We start from the raw sequence: 18,525 nt of genomic DNA on the forward strand, positions 1-18,525 counted from the left end.
CGCCGGCGCTCCGGCCCCGTCAACACTTCCACCAATTCCTGCTTCGTTTTAGTCATAAACACAGTCGTATGCCTACCCGCTATTGTAAGTGGGGGACTGTGTCCGGCGATTCAGGGGGCCGCTCCAGTCTGGCTGGCTTTCCCGCTCCACTCATTCGCTTCCGGCCCACCCTTAAAAGTGATCGAGAGTTGCCTGGCATTCGACGCAATGTCTCCGACCGTATCTATCGAAGAACCTGATGAACCCGGCGTCGTCGATGACGGCTTCATGCGTGGGTATTCAACCTTTACGTATAGACGCAAAGGAAAGGTATTTGGCTACGCAGCGAACAAAGGAAAGCAAACCGACAAGATAGTTTTCGGATCGCAGGCACGCCCGATTTCCAGTGCGAAGCCGGTCGACAATGTAAAGCCGGAAAGGCTATCTACGACGTTGGCTGAGTTCGGTGTGATTCATTACCGATCGAAGGCGTATATGTGTATTTCATCCAACTTCGATGGGATTGGCCGTAGTGGTTCTTATCAAAACGTGAGGTTTGGCTACATTTCCCTCCTAACTGGAAAGGATGGCTCCACACTGGTGGGGCCGTTGTACTTTTTTGTTCGTGACATACGGACGTTTAGGCGGTAGCTGGGCTGAAGGGGGGCGCCAATTCATAGGCGCCCGACTAGTCCGCGCGGCTAGGACCCCGTATAGCCCCATCCACTGGGCGGTCGTCGACGGCTACTGCAGACACGTGCAATCGCGGAAATCGGTGCACGCAAAGGCACCTAGGTAAGTCGGTATCTTTCCTTCATTCGAGGCAATGACCCGCTCGCTGGAGCTGGCTTGTTGTGCTCTGTCCCCCACGGCTGCGCCTTCCGTCTGCCGACCTTATTACGCCCTTCCCCGCCCCCATCTTTCGGGAAAACGAATGTTGACAATCACCAAACCGTGATCTACAACATCGTCTACAGCATCAATCAATTTTGTAGACAATTTAGTAGACAGCACAACAGACCTCCCACGGCGCACAAAAGAGCCAGACGGCCGCACGTTCGCCTATCGTCAAGACAACCATCTGCCAGGAGACTCAGATGATGCAAACGACCGTAACGCCAGACGCGACCGCCGGCGCGCCGCAGGCGGGGCATGCCGCACACGGCAATGCCCTGATCAAGCCCACCTACGACGAACGGCTGACCAACGAGGACCTGGCGCCGCTGCGCAAGCAGACCTGGGGCACCTACAACATCTTTGCCTTCTGGATGTCTGACGTGCACAGCGTGGGCGGCTACATCACCGCCGGCAGCCTGTTCGCGCTGGGGCTGACCAGCTGGCAGGTGCTGGTGTCGCTGCTGGTCGGGATCGTGATCGTGCAATTCTTCTGCAACCTGGTGGCCAAGCCCAGCCAGGTGACCGGCACGCCGTACCCGGTGATCTGCCGGGCCTCGTTCGGCGTGCTCGGCGCGAATATCCCGGCGATCATCCGCGGGCTGATCGCGGTGGCGTGGTACGGGATCCAGACCTACCTGGCATCCAGTGCCTTCCTGGTGCTGGCGCTGCACTTCTTCCCATCGCTGGCGCCGTATGCCGACGTCAAGCTGCACGGCTTCGCCGGGCTGTCGACGCTGGGCTGGGCCGCGTTCATGGTGCTGTGGGTACTGCAGGCGCTGGTGTTCTGGACCGGCATGGAGACCATCCGCAAGTTCATCGACTGGGCCGGCCCGGCGGTGTACGTGGTGATGATCGCGCTGGCGATCTGGCTGGTGAACAAGGCCGGCTGGGAGAACGTCAACTTCACGCTGAGCTTCGTCAAATACACCGGCTGGGAAGCGGTGCCGGTGATGCTGAGCGCGATCGCGCTGGTGGTGTCGTATTTCTCCGGCCCGATGCTGAATTTCGGCGACTTCTCGCGCTATGCCAAGGATTTCAAGTCGGTCAAGCGCGGCAACTTCTGGGGCCTGCCGGTGAACTTCCTGGGCTTCTCGCTGCTGACCGTGATCACCACCTCGGCCACGCTGCCGGTGTTCGGCAAGCTGATCACCGATCCGGTGGAAACGGTGAGCCATATCGACAGCACCTTCGCCATGCTGCTGGGCGCCTTCACCTTCATGACCGCGACCATCGGCATCAACATCGTCGCCAACTTCGTATCGCCGGCGTTCGACTTCTCCAACGTCTCGCCCAAGCACATCAGCTGGCGTAACGGGGGCATGATCGCCGCCGTGGCCTCGATCTTCATCACGCCCTGGAACCTGTACAACAACCCGGCGGTGATCCACTACACGCTGGACGTGCTGGGCGCCTTCATCGGCCCGCTGTTCGGCATCCTGATCGCCGACTACTACCTGGTGCGGCGCCAGCACGTGGAAGTCGACGACCTGTACACGCTGAACCCGCGCGGCCGCTACTGGTACCGCAATGGCTTCAACCCGGCGGCGGTGGCCACCATGATTCCCGCGGCCATCATCCCGATCCTGTGCGTGGTGGTGCCGGCCTGGCAGGCGGCGGCCAACTACAGCTGGTTCATCGGCATGGGCATCGCGCTGGTGCTGTACCGCCAGCTGGCACCGCGCATGATGCCGGGCCACCTTGCCGCGCCCGCCGCCCCGGCCTCCAGCCAGGTTTGAACGACATCCCCCTTCGACAGCATCCATCTCAGAGCCGCACCCATGAAGCTGAAGATCATCAACCCCAATACCACCGAGAGCATGACCGAGAAGATCGGCCAGTGCGCCCGCGCCGTGGCCGAGCAAGGCACGCGCATCAGCGCGGTCAGCCCGCGCATGGGCCCGGCGTCGATCGAGAGCCATTATGACGAGGCGCTGTCGGTGCCCGGCATCCTCGACGAGATCCTGGCGGGCGAGCAGGAAGGCGTGGACGGCTACGTCATCGCCTGCTTCGGCGACCCCGGCCTTTATGCGGCACGCGAGGTGGCGCGCGGCCCTGTGATCGGCATCGCCGAGGCGGCGATGCACATGGCCAGCATGGTCGGCAGTAGCTTCAGCGTGGTGACCACGTTGGCACGCACCTGCAATATCGCCTGGCACCTGGCCGAGCGCTATGGCATGAAGCGCTTCTGCAGCAATGTGCGCGCCTGCGACCTGCCGGTGCTCGACCTGGAGCGCCCCGGCTCGGACGCGCGCCGCATCATCACCGAGGCCTGCCGCCGCGCGCTGGTGGAAGACCGCAGCGAATGCATCGTGCTGGGCTGCGCCGGCATGACCGACCTGTGCGACGAAATCGCCGATGCCATCGGCGCGCCGGTGATCGACGGCGTGACGTGCGCGGTCAAGCTGGCCGAGGCGATGGTCTCGGTGCGGCTGGCCACCAGCAAGCGCGGCGACTGGGCGCGGCCTCTGCCGAAGGCGTATGCCGGCATGCTGGCGCCTTATGCGCTCAACTGAGGCGCTCAACTGAGGCGCTCAACTGAGGCATTGAACTGAGGCGCTCAACCCAGGTGCTGAACTGACGCTTCGAGACCTACTTACCTGATCCAGCAACATGCTCCAGACACCTTATCCACGCGACCTGATCGGCTACGGCGCCCAACCTCCCCACGCGCGCTGGCCGGGCGGTGCGCGCGTTGCGCTGCAGTTCGTCCTCAACTACGAAGAAGGCGGCGAGAACTGCGTGCTGCACGGCGACGCCGCCTCCGAGCAGTTCCTCTCCGAGATCGTCGGCGCCGCGGCCTACCCCGACCGCCATATGAGCATGGAGGGCATCTATGAATACGGCTCGCGCGCCGGCGTCTGGCGCATCCTGCGCGAGTTCGAGCAGCGCGGGCTGCCGCTGACCATCTTCGGCGTGTCGATGGCGCTGCAGCGCCATCCGGAACTGACCCACGCCTTCGTCGAGCTGGGCCACGAGATCGCCTGCCACGGCTGGCGCTGGATCCACTACCAGAACATCGACGAGGCCACCGAGCGCGAGCACATGCGCATCGGCATGCAGATCATCCAGGACCTGACCGGCGAGCTGCCGCTGGGCTGGTACACCGGCCGCGACAGCCCCAACACCCGCCGCCTGGTGGTCGAGCATGGCGGCTTGCTGTACGACTCCGACTATTACGGCGACGACCTGCCCTTCTGGACCGAAGTGGAAGTCACCGGCGGCGAGAAGAAGCCCCACCTGGTGGTGCCATACACGCTGGACTCGAACGACATGCGCTTTGCCACGCCGCAGGGCTTCAATACCGGCGAGCAGTTCTTCCAGTACCTGAAGGATGCGTTCGACGTGCTGTATGAAGAAGGCGACCCGAGCGGACAGGACAGCCCCAAGATGCTGTCGATCGGCATGCACTGCCGGCTGCTCGGCCGTCCCGGCCGCTTCCGCGCGCTGCAGCGCTTCCTCGACTACGTGCAGGGCCATGACAAGGTGTGGATCTGCCGCCGTGTCGACATCGCGCGGCACTGGGCGCAAGTGCACCCGTTCCGCCCCGCGGCGACTGCCTCTGCTGCTGCCAGCCCGGCGCGGGAAGCCGCCACGGCCTGACCCGCGACGTCCGCGTCGCCATATTTGTGTACGATATAGCCGTGTTTCGTCGCCACTTCCGGCGACACCCCGACTGTCCGTACCCCGATATGGCAACCACATCGAAGAAGACGGCGCCCGGCGCGGCGGCGAAAGCGCCGCGCCGGCCCGCATCCAAAGCCGCACCCAAACCCGCGCCGCCAGCCATCCAGGAGGAACCGGCCGGCAACGAATCCGCCGCCGGAGAGGCCTCCGCCACCGAGGCCATCTATCTTGGCCTGCTCACCGCGATCATGGAGCATCGCCTGCTGGCCGGCACCAAGCTGGTAGAAGAGCGCCTGTGCGAAGTCACCGGCGCCAGCCGCGCTCGCATCCGGCAGGTGTTCGCCCGCCTCGCGCATGAAAAGCTGGTGACGCTGGTGCCCAACCGCGGCGCCTTCGTGTCGAGCCCCACGGTCGACGAGGCGCGCGAGGTCTTCCAGGCCCGCCGCGTGGTCGAACCCGCGCTGGCCGCGGAACTGGCGCTGGGCGCCACGCCGGCCAAGGTCCGCAGCCTGCGCCGCCATGCCTTGGAAGAAGACAACGCACGCGCCCGCGGCGACCGCGCCGCGATGATCCGCCTGTCCGGCGAATTCCATATCCTGCTGGCCGAGATGGCCGGCAATGCGATCCTGGAAAAGCTGATCCGCGAGATGGTTTCGCTGACCTGCCTGATCATCACGCTGTACGACCGCCCCGGCGCGCCCGCGTGCGCCGAGCATGAGCACCGCCAGCTGATCGATGCCATCGAGCAGCGCGACGCCGCGCGCGCCAGCGCACTGATGGCCGAGCACCTCGAGCATATCGAAGGCTCGCTCGACCTGAGCATGCCCGACAGCGGCGCGCCCGACTTCTACAGCATCTTCAGCAAGGGTTGAGTGAAGCACCGGCTTCGGCGGCCTGGTATTGCACTCGGCGCATGGCAGCCTAGACTGCCTGGATAACAACCCGCGCTTGCAACGCGCCGCAGGGGGTGCCATGGCCGCCACTGCCGAAACCGTCACAGCCCGTCCGCCGCTGGCCTTCGAGCGTCTCTATGCCGATGCCGACGGCGAATCCCACTTCGGCCCCGTTTCCGTAGCCATCACGGAGCGGCTGTTTGCCCCGCCCGCGCGTGCCTTCTGGGTATCGCCGCTGGCCGAGGCCGGGCGGCAGGGCTTCCTGCTGGTGCCGGCGGGCTGGGTCGGCGCGCTGCACCCATCGCCGATACGCATGTGGATCTTCGTGCTGGCCGGTGCGATGGAGTTCGAAGCCAGCGATGGCGAGCGCCGGGCCCTGTCGGCAGGCAGCGCGCTGCTGCTGGAAGACACCACGGGCAAGGGGCACGTCAGCAGGGTCGTCGGCCCTGACGACGCCACGCTGGCTGCGGTGCAACTGCCGGAAGGCCACGCCTGAGGCTCCGATGGAACCTCCCACCGGCCCCGCTACGCCCCCGAAGCCCGTACCGCCGATGGTACCCAGCGGCTACCGCCAGGGCATCATCACGGCCATCACGGTGCTGCTGGGCTTCTCGCTGGCGTTCTGGCGCTTCTGGGGCTTCGAAAGTCCGGGGCACTGGAATGTGCGCGCGGTGTTCGCCGCGATCTCCCTGCTGGCGGCTGTCTCGCTGCAGATCGTCGCGCTGTTCCGCGCGCTGCGCATCGAGGACGATGCGGTGGAGGAATACCGCAAGACCGTGCGCTGGTTTATCGCTTCCGCACTGGCGTTGCTGACGGGACTCGCCGTGGCCATGATCGACGCGGCGCTGTCACCCTGAACCCCGCATTTCCCCGGCCGGCACATTCAGGCCGCGGCATCGCCGATGTCGATGCTGTCGACGCGATCCGGATAGAAAGCCACATGCGACGCAATCGCGGCGACCGCATCGTAAGGCGCCTCGTAGCTCCATACCGCATTGCGCCCGCGCTCGCCGGCGGCCGGGATGGAGAAGTAGCTGCAATCGCCCTTGTACGGGCAATAGGTGCCGTGATCGCTGCGCGCGAGCTGTGCCATGTCGACATCGGCACGCGGGATGTACTGCACCGGCGCGTAGCTGGCTTCCTGCAGCGTCAGCGCCGCGGTGCTGTCGGCGACAACGCGCCCCGCCACCTTGACCACCACGCGGCCCGGCGTCGGCTCGATGGTGATGGGATGGTCGGGGCCGGGGATCTTGACGGGCTTGCCTGACATCGTCGTGCTCCTGCATGGCGGGATGCAGGACATTCTAGGCGCTTGCCGGGCAGCCCGTCGGCGCGAATACCCCCGGCACGGCGCAAACGGCGAGTCGCGCGCGCAACTTCCTGTGCGTTTCGAGGGTTAGCCCGAGGCGTTTTCGCAAGCTTATGTTGCGTGCCGTTGCGTAGACTGGCTTGCGTTTTTCGCTGCCGGCCACGATGGTTGAAAAAGAAAAAAAGGCGGGCGAAGCCTGATCACGACAATGCGCGCCCCACGGCGCAGGAGAGACGCAAATGAACTTCAACGGCAAGAACGTACTGGTCACCGGCGCAGGCGGCAACCTGGGGCGCGCTGTCGCGCACGCCTTCGCGCAGGCAGGCGCGCGCGTGGTGCTGCTGGACCGCCATGCCGCACCGCTGCCGGAAGCCGGCAGCGGCCACCTTGCTCTGCAGGCCGACCTGCTTGATGCGGACAGCCTCGGCAAGGCAATCGGCGAAGCCGTGCAGGCGTGCGGGCGCATCGACGTGGTGTGCAACCTGGCCGGCGGCTTCGCCATGGGCACGGGCATCCACGAAACCAACGCGGCCGACTGGAACCGCCTGTTCGACATGAACGTGGGCACGGTGCTGAACATGGCGCGCGCCGTGGTGCCGCACATGCTGTCCGCAGGCGGCGGGGCCATCGTCAACGTGGGTGCCAATTCGGCGGCGCGCGGACTGGCGCAGATGGGCGCCTACTGCGCATCGAAGGACGCGCTGGCACGTGTCACCGAATCGATGTCGGCCGAACTGCGCGACCAGGGCATCCGCGTCAACGCGGTGCTGCCCAGCATCCTCGACACGCCCGAGAACCGCCAGGCCATGCCGGATGCCGATACCTCGCGCTGGGTCGGCCTGGATGCGCTGGCCGATGTGATCCTGTTCCTCGCCTCCGACGCGGCCCGCGCGGTGCAAGGCGCACTGGTGCCGGTGGTCAACCGCGCCTGACCGCTGGCCGGGCCGGCTTGCGCGCGGCAGGCCTTTGCTGCGGCTGTGGCTGCGGCTGCGGCTGCGGTTGCGGCTGCAGCGAGCCGGCCACTTCCTGGATCTGCTGGCGCAGCCAGCGCCGCAGCCGGTCGGCATCGGTGCGCGCATGCCAGATCTGCATCATCTCCACCCTGGGCAAGGCGAACGGCACCGGCAGCAGCAACAGGTCCGGGTCGCGCGCGACCGCCTCTTCCGCCACCGACCGCAGGCACGTCAGCAGCAAGGCCGTGCCGCGCACCAGCCGGCTCGGTGCCAGGAAGCTCGACAGCCCCGCCACCACCTTGCGCTTTCGTCCCTGCACCGCCAGCGCGCGGTCGACCACGCCATTGAGGTCGCCGGTCAGCGTCGTCAGCAGGTGCTCGCAGGCAAGGAATGCATCGAGATCGAGGCCGCGCGCCAGGTGAGGGTTGGACTTCGATGCCAGCACGACGAAGTCTTCACTGCACAGGCGCTGCTGGTGAAAGGTATCCGGCAGGTTCTCGTAGAAGCCCGCGATCGCCAGGTCGCAGGTGCCCTTCTCCAGTTCCTCGCGCGGCAGCTCGCCGCGGGTGTTGTGCGTGACCACGACCAGTCCTGGCGCTTCGCGCCGCAGCCGCGGCAGCAGCGCGGGAAGCAGCAATTGCTCCATGTAGTCGGTGGTGTAGAGATGGACGGCCTCGCCGCGTGCAAGGAAGTCGCGGCCATCGCAGGCGTCGTAGAAGGCATCCAGTTCCGCCACCAGCCGCTGCACCTGCGGTGCCAGCTCATGCGCTCGCGGCGTCGGCGTCAGGCCGCGCGGCGCGCGCACGAACAGCGGGTCGCCCAGCTCGTCGCGCAGCCGGTTCAGCTTGTGGCTCAGCGCCGGCTGGCTCAGCGCCATGCGCGCCGCCGCGCGCGAGGCGTTGCCTTCCTGGTAGAGCACATGGAAGACGTAGAGCAGGTTCAGGTCCTTGCCGGCGATATTCATTTTTTGGATGGCAGAAATCGAAGATTCGAAGTTTTCGAATCATAGCCAGCTGCTTAGGATGTTGCCAATGCCGGGGCTGCCCCGGCCTGACCGTAGACGCAAACCGGAGAACGAACATGAAAATCCTGATGGTGCTGACCTCGCACGACCAGCTTGGCAATACGGGCAAGAAGACCGGCTTCTGGCTGGAGGAATTCGCGGCGCCCTACTACGTCTTCAAGGATGCGGGCGCCGACATCACGCTGGCTTCGCCCAAGGGTGGCCAGCCGCCGATCGATCCCAAGAGCGACGATCCGGATGCGCAGACCGATTCGACCCGCCGCTTCCGCGTCGATGCAGCTGCGCAGGGGGCACTGGCCAACACGCTGACGCTGGACCAGGTCAAGGCCGACGACTTCGACGCGGTGTTCTATCCCGGCGGCCATGGCCCGCTGTGGGACCTTGCGGAAGACAAGCGTTCGATCGCGCTGATCGAGCAGTTCGACCGGCTCGGAAAGCCAGTGGGCGCCGTGTGCCATGCGCCGGGGGTGCTGCGGCACGTCAAGGGTGCGGACGGGCAGCCGCTGGTGAAGGGCAAGGAAGTCACCGGCTTTACCAACAGCGAGGAAGCGGCTGTGCAGTTGACCGAGGTGGTGCCATTCCTGGTGGAGGACGTGCTCAAGGCCAGCGGCGGGCGCTTTACGCGTGGGGATGACTGGGCCAGCCATGTTGCGGTAGCTGGAAAACTGGTGACGGGGCAGAATCCGGCGTCGTCGGAGGCGGGGGCTGAGGCGGTGTTGGGGTTGTTGAAGTAAAGCGAGGGTCTTCCCCCTGCTTGAGATTTCGCTCCCCGCACCCGCGCGCAGGAGAATAAGGGGGCGCTTTCGCGCCCCGACCAGACTGATTTTATTTGCCCTTGCTGAACGCCTTAAATTTCTTCGTATTTTCCATCGTGTAATAAAGTTGAAGGAAACGACCCTTCTTTGGCGGAAATTCTCCGATGTATCCATCGACTACGAAAGCTGCGGAACCTTGCCCATTGGCTTGCGTCAAGCAAACATAGCGATGAGCACCATAACGTATCGTTCCGTATGATGCAAGCAGAGGCGATTCTATGCGCTGTGGCTCACGTTCCAGTTCTGACAATGGAATCGCCTTCCTTATGTATCCACGATACTTTCCTATGAATACATAATCGTTTTCATTTTTTTGGCTAGTTGCGTAGCCAACCTGCTCACCCGTCATTCTTTCTGGCCATGTACGCCGATAGCCGGCATCGTCCTGGATGGACATGTAGTGGGTATCACCAAGCTTGACCGTAACACGCTTGATGGATGGATATCCGAGCAAACAACTCTCGACAACGACGCGTGGTGGTTGGGCATACGTCAACTGGCACGTCAAAGTGACAATAATCCCGAATCCGAACCGCTTCATATGTATTCCTTTCCGCCTTTTATTTTCAAATAATCGTCGGAAAATTTCCAGAATATCGTTCCGCCGTACGCTGCAGTTGACTCGTATTGATAGCTTACCGTACCAAGCACCTTCCTTTCCAACACCATCCTTCCCTTGACCCGCCTTTCTACGGTTATCGCTATTTCGAATTTTCCTTCACTTCCCTTGATCTTGTAAATATTGTGCGCCTCATGAGTGAAATGAATCCCCCTTGCCACCTTGAAATGAGTGGAATAACTCGATTTGATGTCCGCGCCATCCCAAAAATAGGCGCCGTTTGAATAATCGATTCCATCACTCATAGCATTTTCGGCTGCTTTCACAGCAGCGGAGAGAACCTTGTCTTTTTCTATCTCCTTTTCCGTTGCCTTCATGAGTCGCCCATACCGCTCATTTCCGTCCTTTACAACAAAGGTAAACGACTTCACTTTACCAACGAAGGCCGAGACGGTAGCAAAACCACGTGCCTTTGCTTGTCGCAGCATAACGCTGGCAATGCCGGCCATCTCTTCATAAACATCCTTCGAGGACGATTCGCCATAGGCGATTGCCGCGAGGAGCCGGGTTTCAGCATTTAGCGTCATTGGGACCCCTCATCGTTCCAAAGCACAATGGAAATTTCTTTAGGTCCATGCACGAAACGCGTGCGTCCGTTTCGCATGGGCTCACTGCTTATATGCAAGTCGCCATTCACGTAAAGGTCATATCGTACATTTGAAACTGCCTCCCCCGTTTTGGCGTTAATATATTCAACATGCTGCCTTATTACTTCACCGCCTTCTTGCATGCGGCCGGCGTAATATGCGGCTTGCGCCAGACTCGTGCCAGATCCGCTTCTATTTACTTCGACGGTGAAATCGTGTTGCGACGCCATAACGGTTGGCTTAACTTGGCATGCGCAATGCACACGAGCGCCGCTCACTAACGTTTGTCTACCGCTTACCTCAAAATTCGGGAAGCAATTATTAAAGACGGGTCCATTCGAATTACATACGGGGCAACTAGCGACGTCTCCCTCTAGAGCCATGGATAGACCAGAGTGTGTTGTATTGGGTCGGATTGCGATCAGCGTACCGCCCGTGCTGGTCGGATCGCCATGACGTAATACATAGCGCATGTCAGCCATGTTATTAGCTCCTTTTAATCGATATTGAAAAGTGCGGCAGCATCCCGCACTATCGGGTCTACCCTAGACGAGGCGGCACTGACCATGGGATTAATCCGATAATGAGGAGGAATCATCCCGGGGTGAAAGCAAAGGCGGCCGTAACCGGTGGTACCAAGAGGAATGAAACGACTGCGCGCGAGTGCACGCGCATGAAGTGCGAGCTTGCGAAAAATGACGCGCATCAGCGCCGACTAAAGCCAACGAAAGCAAGGTGAGCGTTTCTGACCTGTTGGCCAAAGCCAGCGCTGTGCTGGGCGAGCGCACCGAAAGCGGGCAGTGTCGTTAGGGGGCGCCGTCGAAGCCGAGAACGGCCCCGCTGGCGATGATTTGCAAGGCGATGGTTGGGGCAGCCGGACGGCCGAGCTCAGCCTAGAGGCAATGTTGGGCGCGCTGTGGAAGGCTGACGACCGAAGCCCCGCATGTGCCCTGCATCTCTGTAAAAGCGTGTGCAAAGGGCTGCGCGGACGCTGTGATAGTTCGATAAGACCGTGGCTGGTTGCCAGCCAACCACGTTACGCCAAAGACTCCCCCAGATGGCGCGGCCGATTTCCGGAAAACCGCGCCAGACAACGGATACATTTGAGAGGGAGCATTTTCAGGATGGTGCCTCCATAAATTGCGCTTGCGAGGGGTGGGTCAGACGCCTCTCACTGCGGCACCAACTCCAACCTCTCCCTGCTCGCCTTCTCCACCGCCTTGCGCGTATAAACCAGCGGGAAATACTCTCCCTTGGCCCACAACGGCGCCAGGTCGCGGTAATGCGCGCTGGCCGGATTCCCCGACTGCCCCGGCGTGTTGATCACGCGCGAGCCATCCCAGTTGCCCACATCCAGCACCATGCGGAACGAAGCCCCCGCGGTCAGCCGGAAATCGTTGTTGCGGTAGCTGGTATTCATCGGCGTAAAGGCCGAGCCGCCGATCGGGCCGGCGTTGACGTTGAACTGCTGCCGTTCGGCGTCATTCAGGATCGGGTCCATCGGGTGCGTGAAGACCGCGGTGTGCAGCTTGCCCCATTGCCAGCCGCGCGGGTCCGGGCCGAGCTTGCCTTCCAGCTCCGCCATCGCGGCCTTCAGCGATTCGAGCATTACCGCGTTGCGCCGGGCCACCGGCATCCACGGATCGGGCTGCTCCAGCACCGCGACCACGCGCGCGGCATCGCCGGCGCCGACCAGCCGGGCGGCATCTGCGGGCAAGGCCGCGCGCACCACCGCCGGGCGCAGGTGCTTGCTGAACCAGACCTCGAACAACGCCGCCGCGGCGCTGTCGGCGCGTTCGTTGCCGTCCCAGCCGCGCAGCAAATCCAGGCCGCGCGCCAGTTGCGCGTCATCGCTGCGAACGTCGCGCAGCAGCGCCACCACGCGCTGCGCCGGCAGCGACACCGTGTCGTTCTGCCACGCCATCGAGTCCTGCACCGAGCTGCGCGGATTGGCGCCCACCACCGCCTTCAGGCGCCGCGCGCGCGAGCTGTCGCTCCATTCGTAGCCCACGCCCAGCTTCGCCGCCGGATGCTCGGGCGGGATGTTGTTCTCGTTGGCGGTGACGATATAGCCGGGCGCCGGGTTGTAGGCCCACGGCAGTTCATCCATGTTGCGGTAGCCGGCCCATTCATAGCGGCCATCGCCCGGCACCGGCGTGAGCCCGTCCCAGTTGGGGCGCTTGACGGTCAGGCCGCCGGGGATCCAGCCGATATTGCCGCCGGTGTCGGCATAGACCTGGTTTTCGCCGGGCGCGCCCCAGCGGTTCATGGCGGCGCGGAACTGGTCCCAGTTGCGCGCGCGCATGTAGTCCATCGAGCCGAAGTACGGCGCCATGCCGTAGTCGAGCCACGCCGCGCGCAGTACCCAGGCGCGCGCGGCGTCGGCGTGCAGCACGGGGCCGTGGCGGGTGAAGTCGACGGTGACCTTGCGCGGCGCGGACTCGCCCTTGACGACAATCTCCTCGGTGACGGTCTCCATCGGCTCCCAGCGGCCCTTGTACTTGTATTCGCGCGGGTTGGCCGGGTTGAGCTCGTAGCCGTAGAGGTCTTCCTGGTCCATGTAGAAGCGCGTCAGTCCGAACGCGATGGTGCCGTTGTGCCCGATCGAGATGCCCGGCAGGAACGGCTCGCCCGCGCCGATCACCGACATGCCGGGCGCGTTCAGGTGGCTGATGTAGCGCAGGCTGGGCGCGCCATGCGAGCGGTGTGGGTCGTTGGCCAGGATCGGCCGGCCGGTGGTGGTGCGCTTGCCGCCGATGACCCAGTTGTTGGAGCCGAGGCTGCGGCCGGTATCGCTGTTGGGATCGACCAGTGCGTAGAGCTGGTCGAGCGGGATGCTGGCGTTCTGGACGCCGCTCCATGCGTCCTTGGGAAAGCGCGCGGCGGCGGTGGCCAGTTCATAGGCGCGGCGCAGTTCGGCGGCGGGCACCGTGCAGGGATCGAGGCCGGCGCTGAGCCTGGGCTCGACCGGTGGGTCGAGTTCGCGCCGGATCCAGTCGGCGCGTACGGCATCGGCCCTGGCTTCGCAGAACAACCGGGCGCGATCGATCTCGCCGGTGAAGTTCAGTGTCAGGCCGTGGTGGCGGATGCGCACGATGTCATCGGCCTGCCAGCGCGCGGGCTTGTAGCCGAGCTTGCGGAACTCGGGCGGCAGCAGTTCCGGCTTCTGCTCGGTCAGCGCCACGTAGGCGTTCACGCCGGCGACGAAGGCCTCGGCGACGCGCTTGGCGTCGGAGCCGTAGGCCAGCCATTCGCGGTACATGTCGCCGCGGAACAGCACCGCGCGTGCCATGCGGTCGCCGTCGGCGTAGGCGGGGCCGAAGTCCTTCGCCATTTCGCCGAGGCCGCGCTTGCGCCACAGGTCGATCTGCCACAGGCGGTCGCGCGCGGCCATGAAGCCCTGCACGTAGAAGGCGTCGTAAAGCGTGCCGGCGTAGATATGCGGCACGCCCCAGCGGTCGACCAGGACTGTCGCGGGTTTCTCCAGGCCGGGAACAGCGAGGCGGTCGGCGCGCGCGGGCGCCTCGGCCATGGCGGCGGGAATGGTGACGGGGATGGCGGTGGCAACCAAAGCCAGCGCAGCGGCAAGGCGGCGGGGGGTGCGTAGCATCAGGTCTCCTCGGTTTTGTATGTTTGCTGCAAATGCTTTGCAGTCCACACCGAAGATAGTGCATGCGCGGCCGGGGCGCGAGCCGCGCGGCCGATCTCCGCACGGCGCGTGGCGTGATCAGTAGACGTCGCGCCGGTAGCGGCCGTCGTCGGCAAGCTGGCGCAGGGCGGATTCGCCGAGGATTTCCGCGAGGGCCTCGTTGACGCCGCCGGCCATGCCTTGCAGGCTGCCGCAGACATAGATCGCCGCGCCTTCCTGCACCCACTCGCGCACCAGCGCCGCCTGCGCACGCAGGGCGTCCTGCACGTAGCGCGGCGTACCGCCGTCGCGCGACCAGGCTTGGTCGACGCGCTGCAGCGTGCCGTCGGACTGCCACGCGGCCAGTTCGTCGGCGAAGAATGCGTCATGCTGCGCCGAGCGCTCGCCGGACAGCAGCCAGTTGCGGCGCCGTCCCGCCGCGGCGCGCGCCTTCAGGTGCGCGCGCAGGCCAGCCAGGCCGGTGCCGTTGCCGACCAGGATCAGCGGCCGGTCGTCGACGGGCGGATGGAAGCTGCGGTTGGTGCGGATGCGCAGCGCAATGTGCGCGCCCACGGCCGCATGCTCGGTCAGCCAGCCGGAAGCCAGCCCCAGGCGGCCGTCGTCGCGGCGCGCCTGCCGCACCAGCAGATCAAGCCTGCCGTCCTGCGGCAGCGATGCGATCGAATACTCGCGGTGCGGCAGCGGCGACAGTGCATCGACCAGCTGCTGCGCCGGCACGCCCTGCATCGCGGCAAAGTGGGCGTCGGGCAGCGGCATGCGCGTGGCCAGCGCTTCAGCCAGCGTCAGGTCGCGGGCGTCGCAACGCACCGGCGTGGCACCGTCCAGCGCGAGCCGGGCCAGCAGCCGCGCGACCTCGGCCGGCGCGCGGCACGGACCGACCTCGGCGATGTCGCCCGGCTGCCAGTCGAGCGCGTCGCGGTCCTGCGGCGCCAGCACCAGATGGAACGCCGGCGCGCCCTGGCTGCCGGGATTCAGGTGGTGGCGCTGCGCCAGCACCCAGTCGCCGTAGCGCGGGCGCTCCCAGTCGGCAATCTCGGCGCCGCCGCTGAGCGCCGACAGGTGGTTCTGCCAGTGGCGCAGCGCGCCGGCATCGCCGTTGTCGACCTCGATCAGGTCGAACAGCGGCTGCGCGCGATGGCGCTGCAGCCAGTGGTCGAGCGCGTGGCCAAAGGCGCAGAAGCGCGCGTAGCTGCTGTCGCCGAGCGCAAGGATGCCATAGCGCAGCTCGCGCAGGCCGTCCGCACGGCCAGCCAGCAGCCGGCGCGCAAACCCGGATGCACTGTCGGGCGCGTCGCCCTCGCCAGTGGTGCTGACCACGAACAGCGCCTGCCGGCAGGCGGCCAGCCGGCCGGCATCGACCTCGGCCAGCGACAGCAATTGCACCGGCACGCCGGCGCCCTGCAGCGCGGTCGCGGTCTGCAGCGCCAGCTGCTCGGCAAACCCGGTCTGGCTGGCATAGGCAACCAGCGTGGCGCCGTCCGTGGTGTCCGTGGCATTGGCCAGCGCCGCCACGCGCGCGCGCCGCTGGCGGTGGTGCGCCAGCACCGTGCCGCAGAAGCCGGCATAGGCGGCGACCACGCCGGCGGCGATGGCGCCGCGCGACGGCCCCGTCAGCGACAGCGCCACGCCGCCTGCCAGCGCGAGCCAGCTGGCGCCGGCGAAGGGCGAAAAAAGGCCTGAAAGCATGGAGCGGCTCATGCCAGCATCGCGGCAAAAGCCGGGGAATGATGTTCGTCGAAACCGCCCGGCGTGCGCACCAGGAAGCGCGCGGCAATACCGTGGCGGCGCGCGTGCGCCATGCCGGCGTCCGGGCCGAGCACGGTCAGCGCGGTCGACAGCGCATCGGCCAGCATGCACTGCGCGTGGATCACCGTGACCGAAGCCAGCGCGTGGCTGGCCGGATAGCCGGTGCGCGGGTCGATGGTATGGGCATAGCGCCGGCCGTCGCTGTCGAAGTAGCGACGGTAGTCGCCGGAGGTGGCGACAGAAAGGCCGTGCAGCGCCACCAGGGTCTGCCCGTCCTGTTTTTCCTGTGCGTCGCTGCCGAGGCCGGGCGGCGCTTCCAGTGCGACCCACCAGGGCATGCCGTCAGGCTTGACGCCATGGCCGCGCAGTTCGCCGCCGATCTCGGTGAGATGATGGTCCACGCCCTGCGCGTCGAGATAGCGTGCCACCGCGTCTACGGCAAAACCCTTGGCGATAGCGCAGAAATCCAGTGACACGCCGCCGGGCTGGCGTGCGCGCAGTGCGTCGGCATCGAGTTCGATGCGCGACCAGCCGCAGCGGCCGCGTGCCGCCCTGACGGCGTCGGGCGACGGCGGCGCGCTGCGCCGCGGTGCCGGGCCGAAACCCCACAGGTCGACCAGCGGCCCGGCGCTCGGGTCATACGCGCCGCCGCTGTCGCGCGCCACCTGCAGCGCGCATTGCAGCACGGTAAAACAATCGGGGGGCAGCTCGTGCCAGCTGCCCGTCTCGGCGCGGTTGAAGCGGCTGATAGCGGAATCCGGCTCCCAGTTGCTCATCTGGGCAATCACGCCGTCGAGCACGGCGACGATACCCGCGCCGATGGCATCGGCGTCCGCCGCGGGCGGCAGCAATGCCACGACCGACCAGGTCGTGCCCATGCTTGCGCCGCCCCAGCGGTGCTGCCGCGCATCGGGCGCGGGCGGCACCGGGGGCGCCTGCAGCGCGACGGGGACCAGGATGCGGTTCAAACCGGATTCAGCCGAGCCAGGCCACGCTTATTGCGGCAGCACTTCCACCGTCACCGCATAGGTCGCGCGGCGCGACTTGGCCTGCTTGAAGGTAGCCTTGTCGTCGCGCACCTCGGCTTCCATCCAGTACATGCCCGGCGCCGGCCACTTGACGCTGAACTTGCCGTCGGCGTCGGTGGTGGCGCTGATCTCCTGCAGCTTGTCGCGATAGCGGATGCCGCCCGGCACCACCTCGACCTTCAGGTTGGCGGCGGGCTTGCCGTCGAGCAGCAGGCGGAAGCTGGCGGTGTCGCCGGCAACCAGGTCGTTGGGGTGCGTGATCGGCGCCAGTTCCAGGCCGCGGCCGGTGATGCGCAGGCCCTTGTCGCTGGGCTTGCCGGCGGTGACGAAGGACTCGACCCGGCCTTCGGCCTGCGTGACCGTCAGGTCCTGCGCGTTGGCAGGGACTTCCCTGGCGAAGTTGTCCGCCGAGCCGCGCCAGCGCTTGGCCTGGCCATCGACCTTGTAGCTGGCGAACAGGCCCTGGTTGACCACCGCCACGCGGTACGTGCCCGGCTGCGTCAGGTGCAGGTCGAAGGTGCTGCGGTACTTGCCGGTCGCCGCGTTCTCGGCCTTGACGGCGCTGCCGTCGGGCGCGGTCACCTGCAGGTTGTCGAGGCGCAGCGGCACGTGCTCGAAGTAGAACAGGTCGTTGGAGACGGCGGCGTCAACGGTCACCCACGGGTCATTGCCCGACAGCACGGTGGCCGACGGCAGCAGCCACTGGCGGTGCGCGTGCGCGGCCAGCGGCGCCAGCGCGGCAAGGGCGAGCACGGCCATGCGGGTGGCCATGCGGGAACGGGAGGGGGACACGACGGCAGACAGGATCGCGGCAGGTTTCATCGTCAGGCTCCGGAAAGGATTACGGCTTCAGGTCGACGGTGACACCGCCGAGTTCGTGGTCGCCCTTGGCGCGGGCGGTCTGTGCGGATTGCGGCGGCCAGGTGAACGGCACGCGCACCAGTTCGCGCCCGCCGACTTCACGCGCGGCTTCGACCACCAGCTGGTAGTCGCCCGCCGGCAGCTTGCCCAGCGGGTTCTTGCCGTCGCGGAAGCTGACCGAGTGCTCGCCCGGCGCGCGGGTCGCGCCCGAGATGCCGTCGGCCGGCATGTTCAGGTCGCGGCCGGCCTTGCGCCACCACTGGCGCATGTCCTTGAGCCACTTGGTGCCCTCGTTTTCCTTGAGCTTGCCGTCGTACCAGACCGCCAGGGTCTGCACCGGGCTCTGGTCGGCGCGCTCGACCCACATCGCCACGTAGGGCTTGTGATACTCGGCCACGTTGAGTCGCGGGATTTCCACCTTGACGGTCAGGTCGGCGGCCAGCGCGGGACCCGCGAACGGGACCGTGGCCATGCCGGTCAGGGTGACGGAGAGCAGTCGGCGCATATTCGGAGAAACCTCGTCAGTGAGATGCAGCAGGAA

At 65.6% G+C, this 18,525-nt stretch carries 19 protein-coding genes; 9 read left to right on the top strand and 10 right to left on the bottom strand.

Translation table 11 applies throughout. From position 1 onward, the window contains the following. The 7 genes from VSR71_RS13540 to VSR71_RS13570 all read left to right on the top strand — a co-directional run. Window positions 1-630 (top strand): hypothetical protein (locus tag VSR71_RS13540; RefSeq protein WP_342914376.1); only part of this gene is annotated, 630 nt, incomplete at its 5' end. Between the two features lie 446 nt (window positions 631-1,076). Next, window positions 1,077-2,612 carry an NCS1 family nucleobase:cation symporter-1 gene (locus VSR71_RS13545; RefSeq protein ID WP_342914377.1) on the top strand — a complete coding sequence of 512 codons (1,536 nt, stop codon included), beginning with the start codon at window positions 1,077-1,079 and terminating at the stop codon, window positions 2,610-2,612. A gap of 42 nt (window positions 2,613-2,654) precedes the next feature. Continuing rightward, complete coding sequence (locus VSR71_RS13550) at window positions 2,655-3,389, top strand: aspartate/glutamate racemase family protein (protein ID WP_029045211.1); 735 nt, start codon at window positions 2,655-2,657, stop codon at window positions 3,387-3,389. 97 nt (window positions 3,390-3,486) lie between these two features. Continuing rightward, a complete protein-coding gene (gene puuE / locus VSR71_RS13555) occupies window positions 3,487-4,476 on the top strand; it encodes an allantoinase PuuE (RefSeq protein ID WP_342914378.1) in 990 nt (329 codons plus the stop codon). 89 nt (window positions 4,477-4,565) lie between these two features. Beyond that, window positions 4,566-5,372 carry a GntR family transcriptional regulator gene (locus VSR71_RS13560; RefSeq protein WP_342914379.1) on the top strand — a complete coding sequence of 269 codons (807 nt, stop codon included), beginning with the start codon at window positions 4,566-4,568 and terminating at the stop codon, window positions 5,370-5,372. A 100-nt stretch (window positions 5,373-5,472) separates the two neighbouring features. Next, the gene (locus VSR71_RS13565) at window positions 5,473-5,889 is read left to right on the top strand and encodes a cupin domain-containing protein (RefSeq protein ID WP_342914380.1); all 417 of its coding nucleotides are present in this window, start codon (window positions 5,473-5,475) and stop codon (window positions 5,887-5,889) included. Between the two features lie 7 nt (window positions 5,890-5,896). Then, window positions 5,897-6,250: a hypothetical protein gene (locus tag VSR71_RS13570; RefSeq protein WP_342914381.1), complete on the top strand. Its 354-nt coding sequence runs from the start codon at window positions 5,897-5,899 to the stop codon at window positions 6,248-6,250. Between the two features lie 26 nt (window positions 6,251-6,276). Here the strand turns inward: VSR71_RS13570 and VSR71_RS13575 are convergent, their stop codons facing one another. Beyond that, window positions 6,277-6,663, bottom strand: coding sequence for a DUF427 domain-containing protein (locus tag VSR71_RS13575; RefSeq protein ID WP_342914382.1), 387 nt, complete (start codon window positions 6,661-6,663; stop codon window positions 6,277-6,279). 278 nt (window positions 6,664-6,941) lie between these two features. Here VSR71_RS13575 and VSR71_RS13580 point away from each other — a divergent pair, with 278 nt between their 5' ends. Beyond that, on the top strand, window positions 6,942-7,634 hold the full coding sequence (locus VSR71_RS13580) for an SDR family NAD(P)-dependent oxidoreductase (RefSeq protein WP_342914383.1): 693 nt from the start codon (window positions 6,942-6,944) through the stop codon (window positions 7,632-7,634). On the opposite strand, the gene VSR71_RS13585 is transcribed toward VSR71_RS13580, so the two are convergent. Beyond that, complete coding sequence (locus tag VSR71_RS13585) at window positions 7,621-8,619, bottom strand: LysR family transcriptional regulator (RefSeq protein ID WP_342914384.1); 999 nt, start codon at window positions 8,617-8,619, stop codon at window positions 7,621-7,623. The genes VSR71_RS13580 and VSR71_RS13585 overlap by 14 nt on opposite strands. Before the next feature lie 116 nt (window positions 8,620-8,735). Between VSR71_RS13585 and VSR71_RS13590 the strand changes: the two genes are divergently transcribed. Continuing rightward, entirely contained in the window at window positions 8,736-9,413 is a 678-nt protein-coding gene (locus tag VSR71_RS13590; RefSeq protein WP_342914385.1) for a type 1 glutamine amidotransferase domain-containing protein, read from the top strand. Window positions 9,414-9,504: 91 nt separating this feature from the next. Here the strand turns inward: VSR71_RS13590 and VSR71_RS13595 are convergent, their stop codons facing one another. From VSR71_RS13595 to VSR71_RS13625, 8 genes are all read right to left on the bottom strand, one after another. After that, on the bottom strand, window positions 9,505-10,035 hold the full coding sequence (locus VSR71_RS13595; RefSeq protein WP_342914386.1) for a hypothetical protein: 531 nt from the start codon (window positions 10,033-10,035) through the stop codon (window positions 9,505-9,507). After that, on the bottom strand, window positions 10,032-10,640 hold the full coding sequence (locus tag VSR71_RS13600; RefSeq protein WP_342914387.1) for a hypothetical protein: 609 nt from the start codon (window positions 10,638-10,640) through the stop codon (window positions 10,032-10,034). The genes VSR71_RS13595 and VSR71_RS13600 overlap by 4 nt, the downstream gene beginning before the upstream one ends. Further along, a complete protein-coding gene (locus VSR71_RS35305) occupies window positions 10,637-11,182 on the bottom strand; it encodes a PAAR domain-containing protein (RefSeq protein ID WP_428979396.1) in 546 nt (181 codons plus the stop codon). Before VSR71_RS35305 ends, VSR71_RS13600 begins: the two co-directional genes overlap by 4 nt. 689 nt (window positions 11,183-11,871) lie before the next feature. Beyond that, on the bottom strand, window positions 11,872-14,310 hold the full coding sequence (locus tag VSR71_RS13605; protein ID WP_342914388.1) for a penicillin acylase family protein: 2,439 nt from the start codon (window positions 14,308-14,310) through the stop codon (window positions 11,872-11,874). Between the two features lie 117 nt (window positions 14,311-14,427). Next, the gene (locus VSR71_RS13610) at window positions 14,428-16,035 is read right to left on the bottom strand and encodes a sulfite reductase flavoprotein subunit alpha (protein ID WP_342914389.1); all 1,608 of its coding nucleotides are present in this window, start codon (window positions 16,033-16,035) and stop codon (window positions 14,428-14,430) included. A gap of 8 nt (window positions 16,036-16,043) precedes the next feature. After that, entirely contained in the window at window positions 16,044-17,063 is a 1,020-nt protein-coding gene (locus tag VSR71_RS13615; protein WP_342914390.1) for an FAD:protein FMN transferase, read from the bottom strand. A 27-nt stretch (window positions 17,064-17,090) separates the two neighbouring features. Further along, on the bottom strand, window positions 17,091-17,894 hold the full coding sequence (locus VSR71_RS13620; RefSeq protein WP_428979402.1) for a DUF4198 domain-containing protein: 804 nt from the start codon (window positions 17,892-17,894) through the stop codon (window positions 17,091-17,093). Window positions 17,895-17,964: 70 nt separating this feature from the next. After that, window positions 17,965-18,489: a DUF2271 domain-containing protein gene (locus VSR71_RS13625; protein WP_342914392.1), complete on the bottom strand. Its 525-nt coding sequence runs from the start codon at window positions 18,487-18,489 to the stop codon at window positions 17,965-17,967. Window positions 18,490-18,525: the final 36 nt, after the last annotated feature.

Source organism: Cupriavidus oxalaticus (genome assembly GCF_038900635.1).
Taxonomy (GTDB): Bacteria; Pseudomonadota; Gammaproteobacteria; order Burkholderiales; family Burkholderiaceae; genus Cupriavidus; species Cupriavidus oxalaticus_B.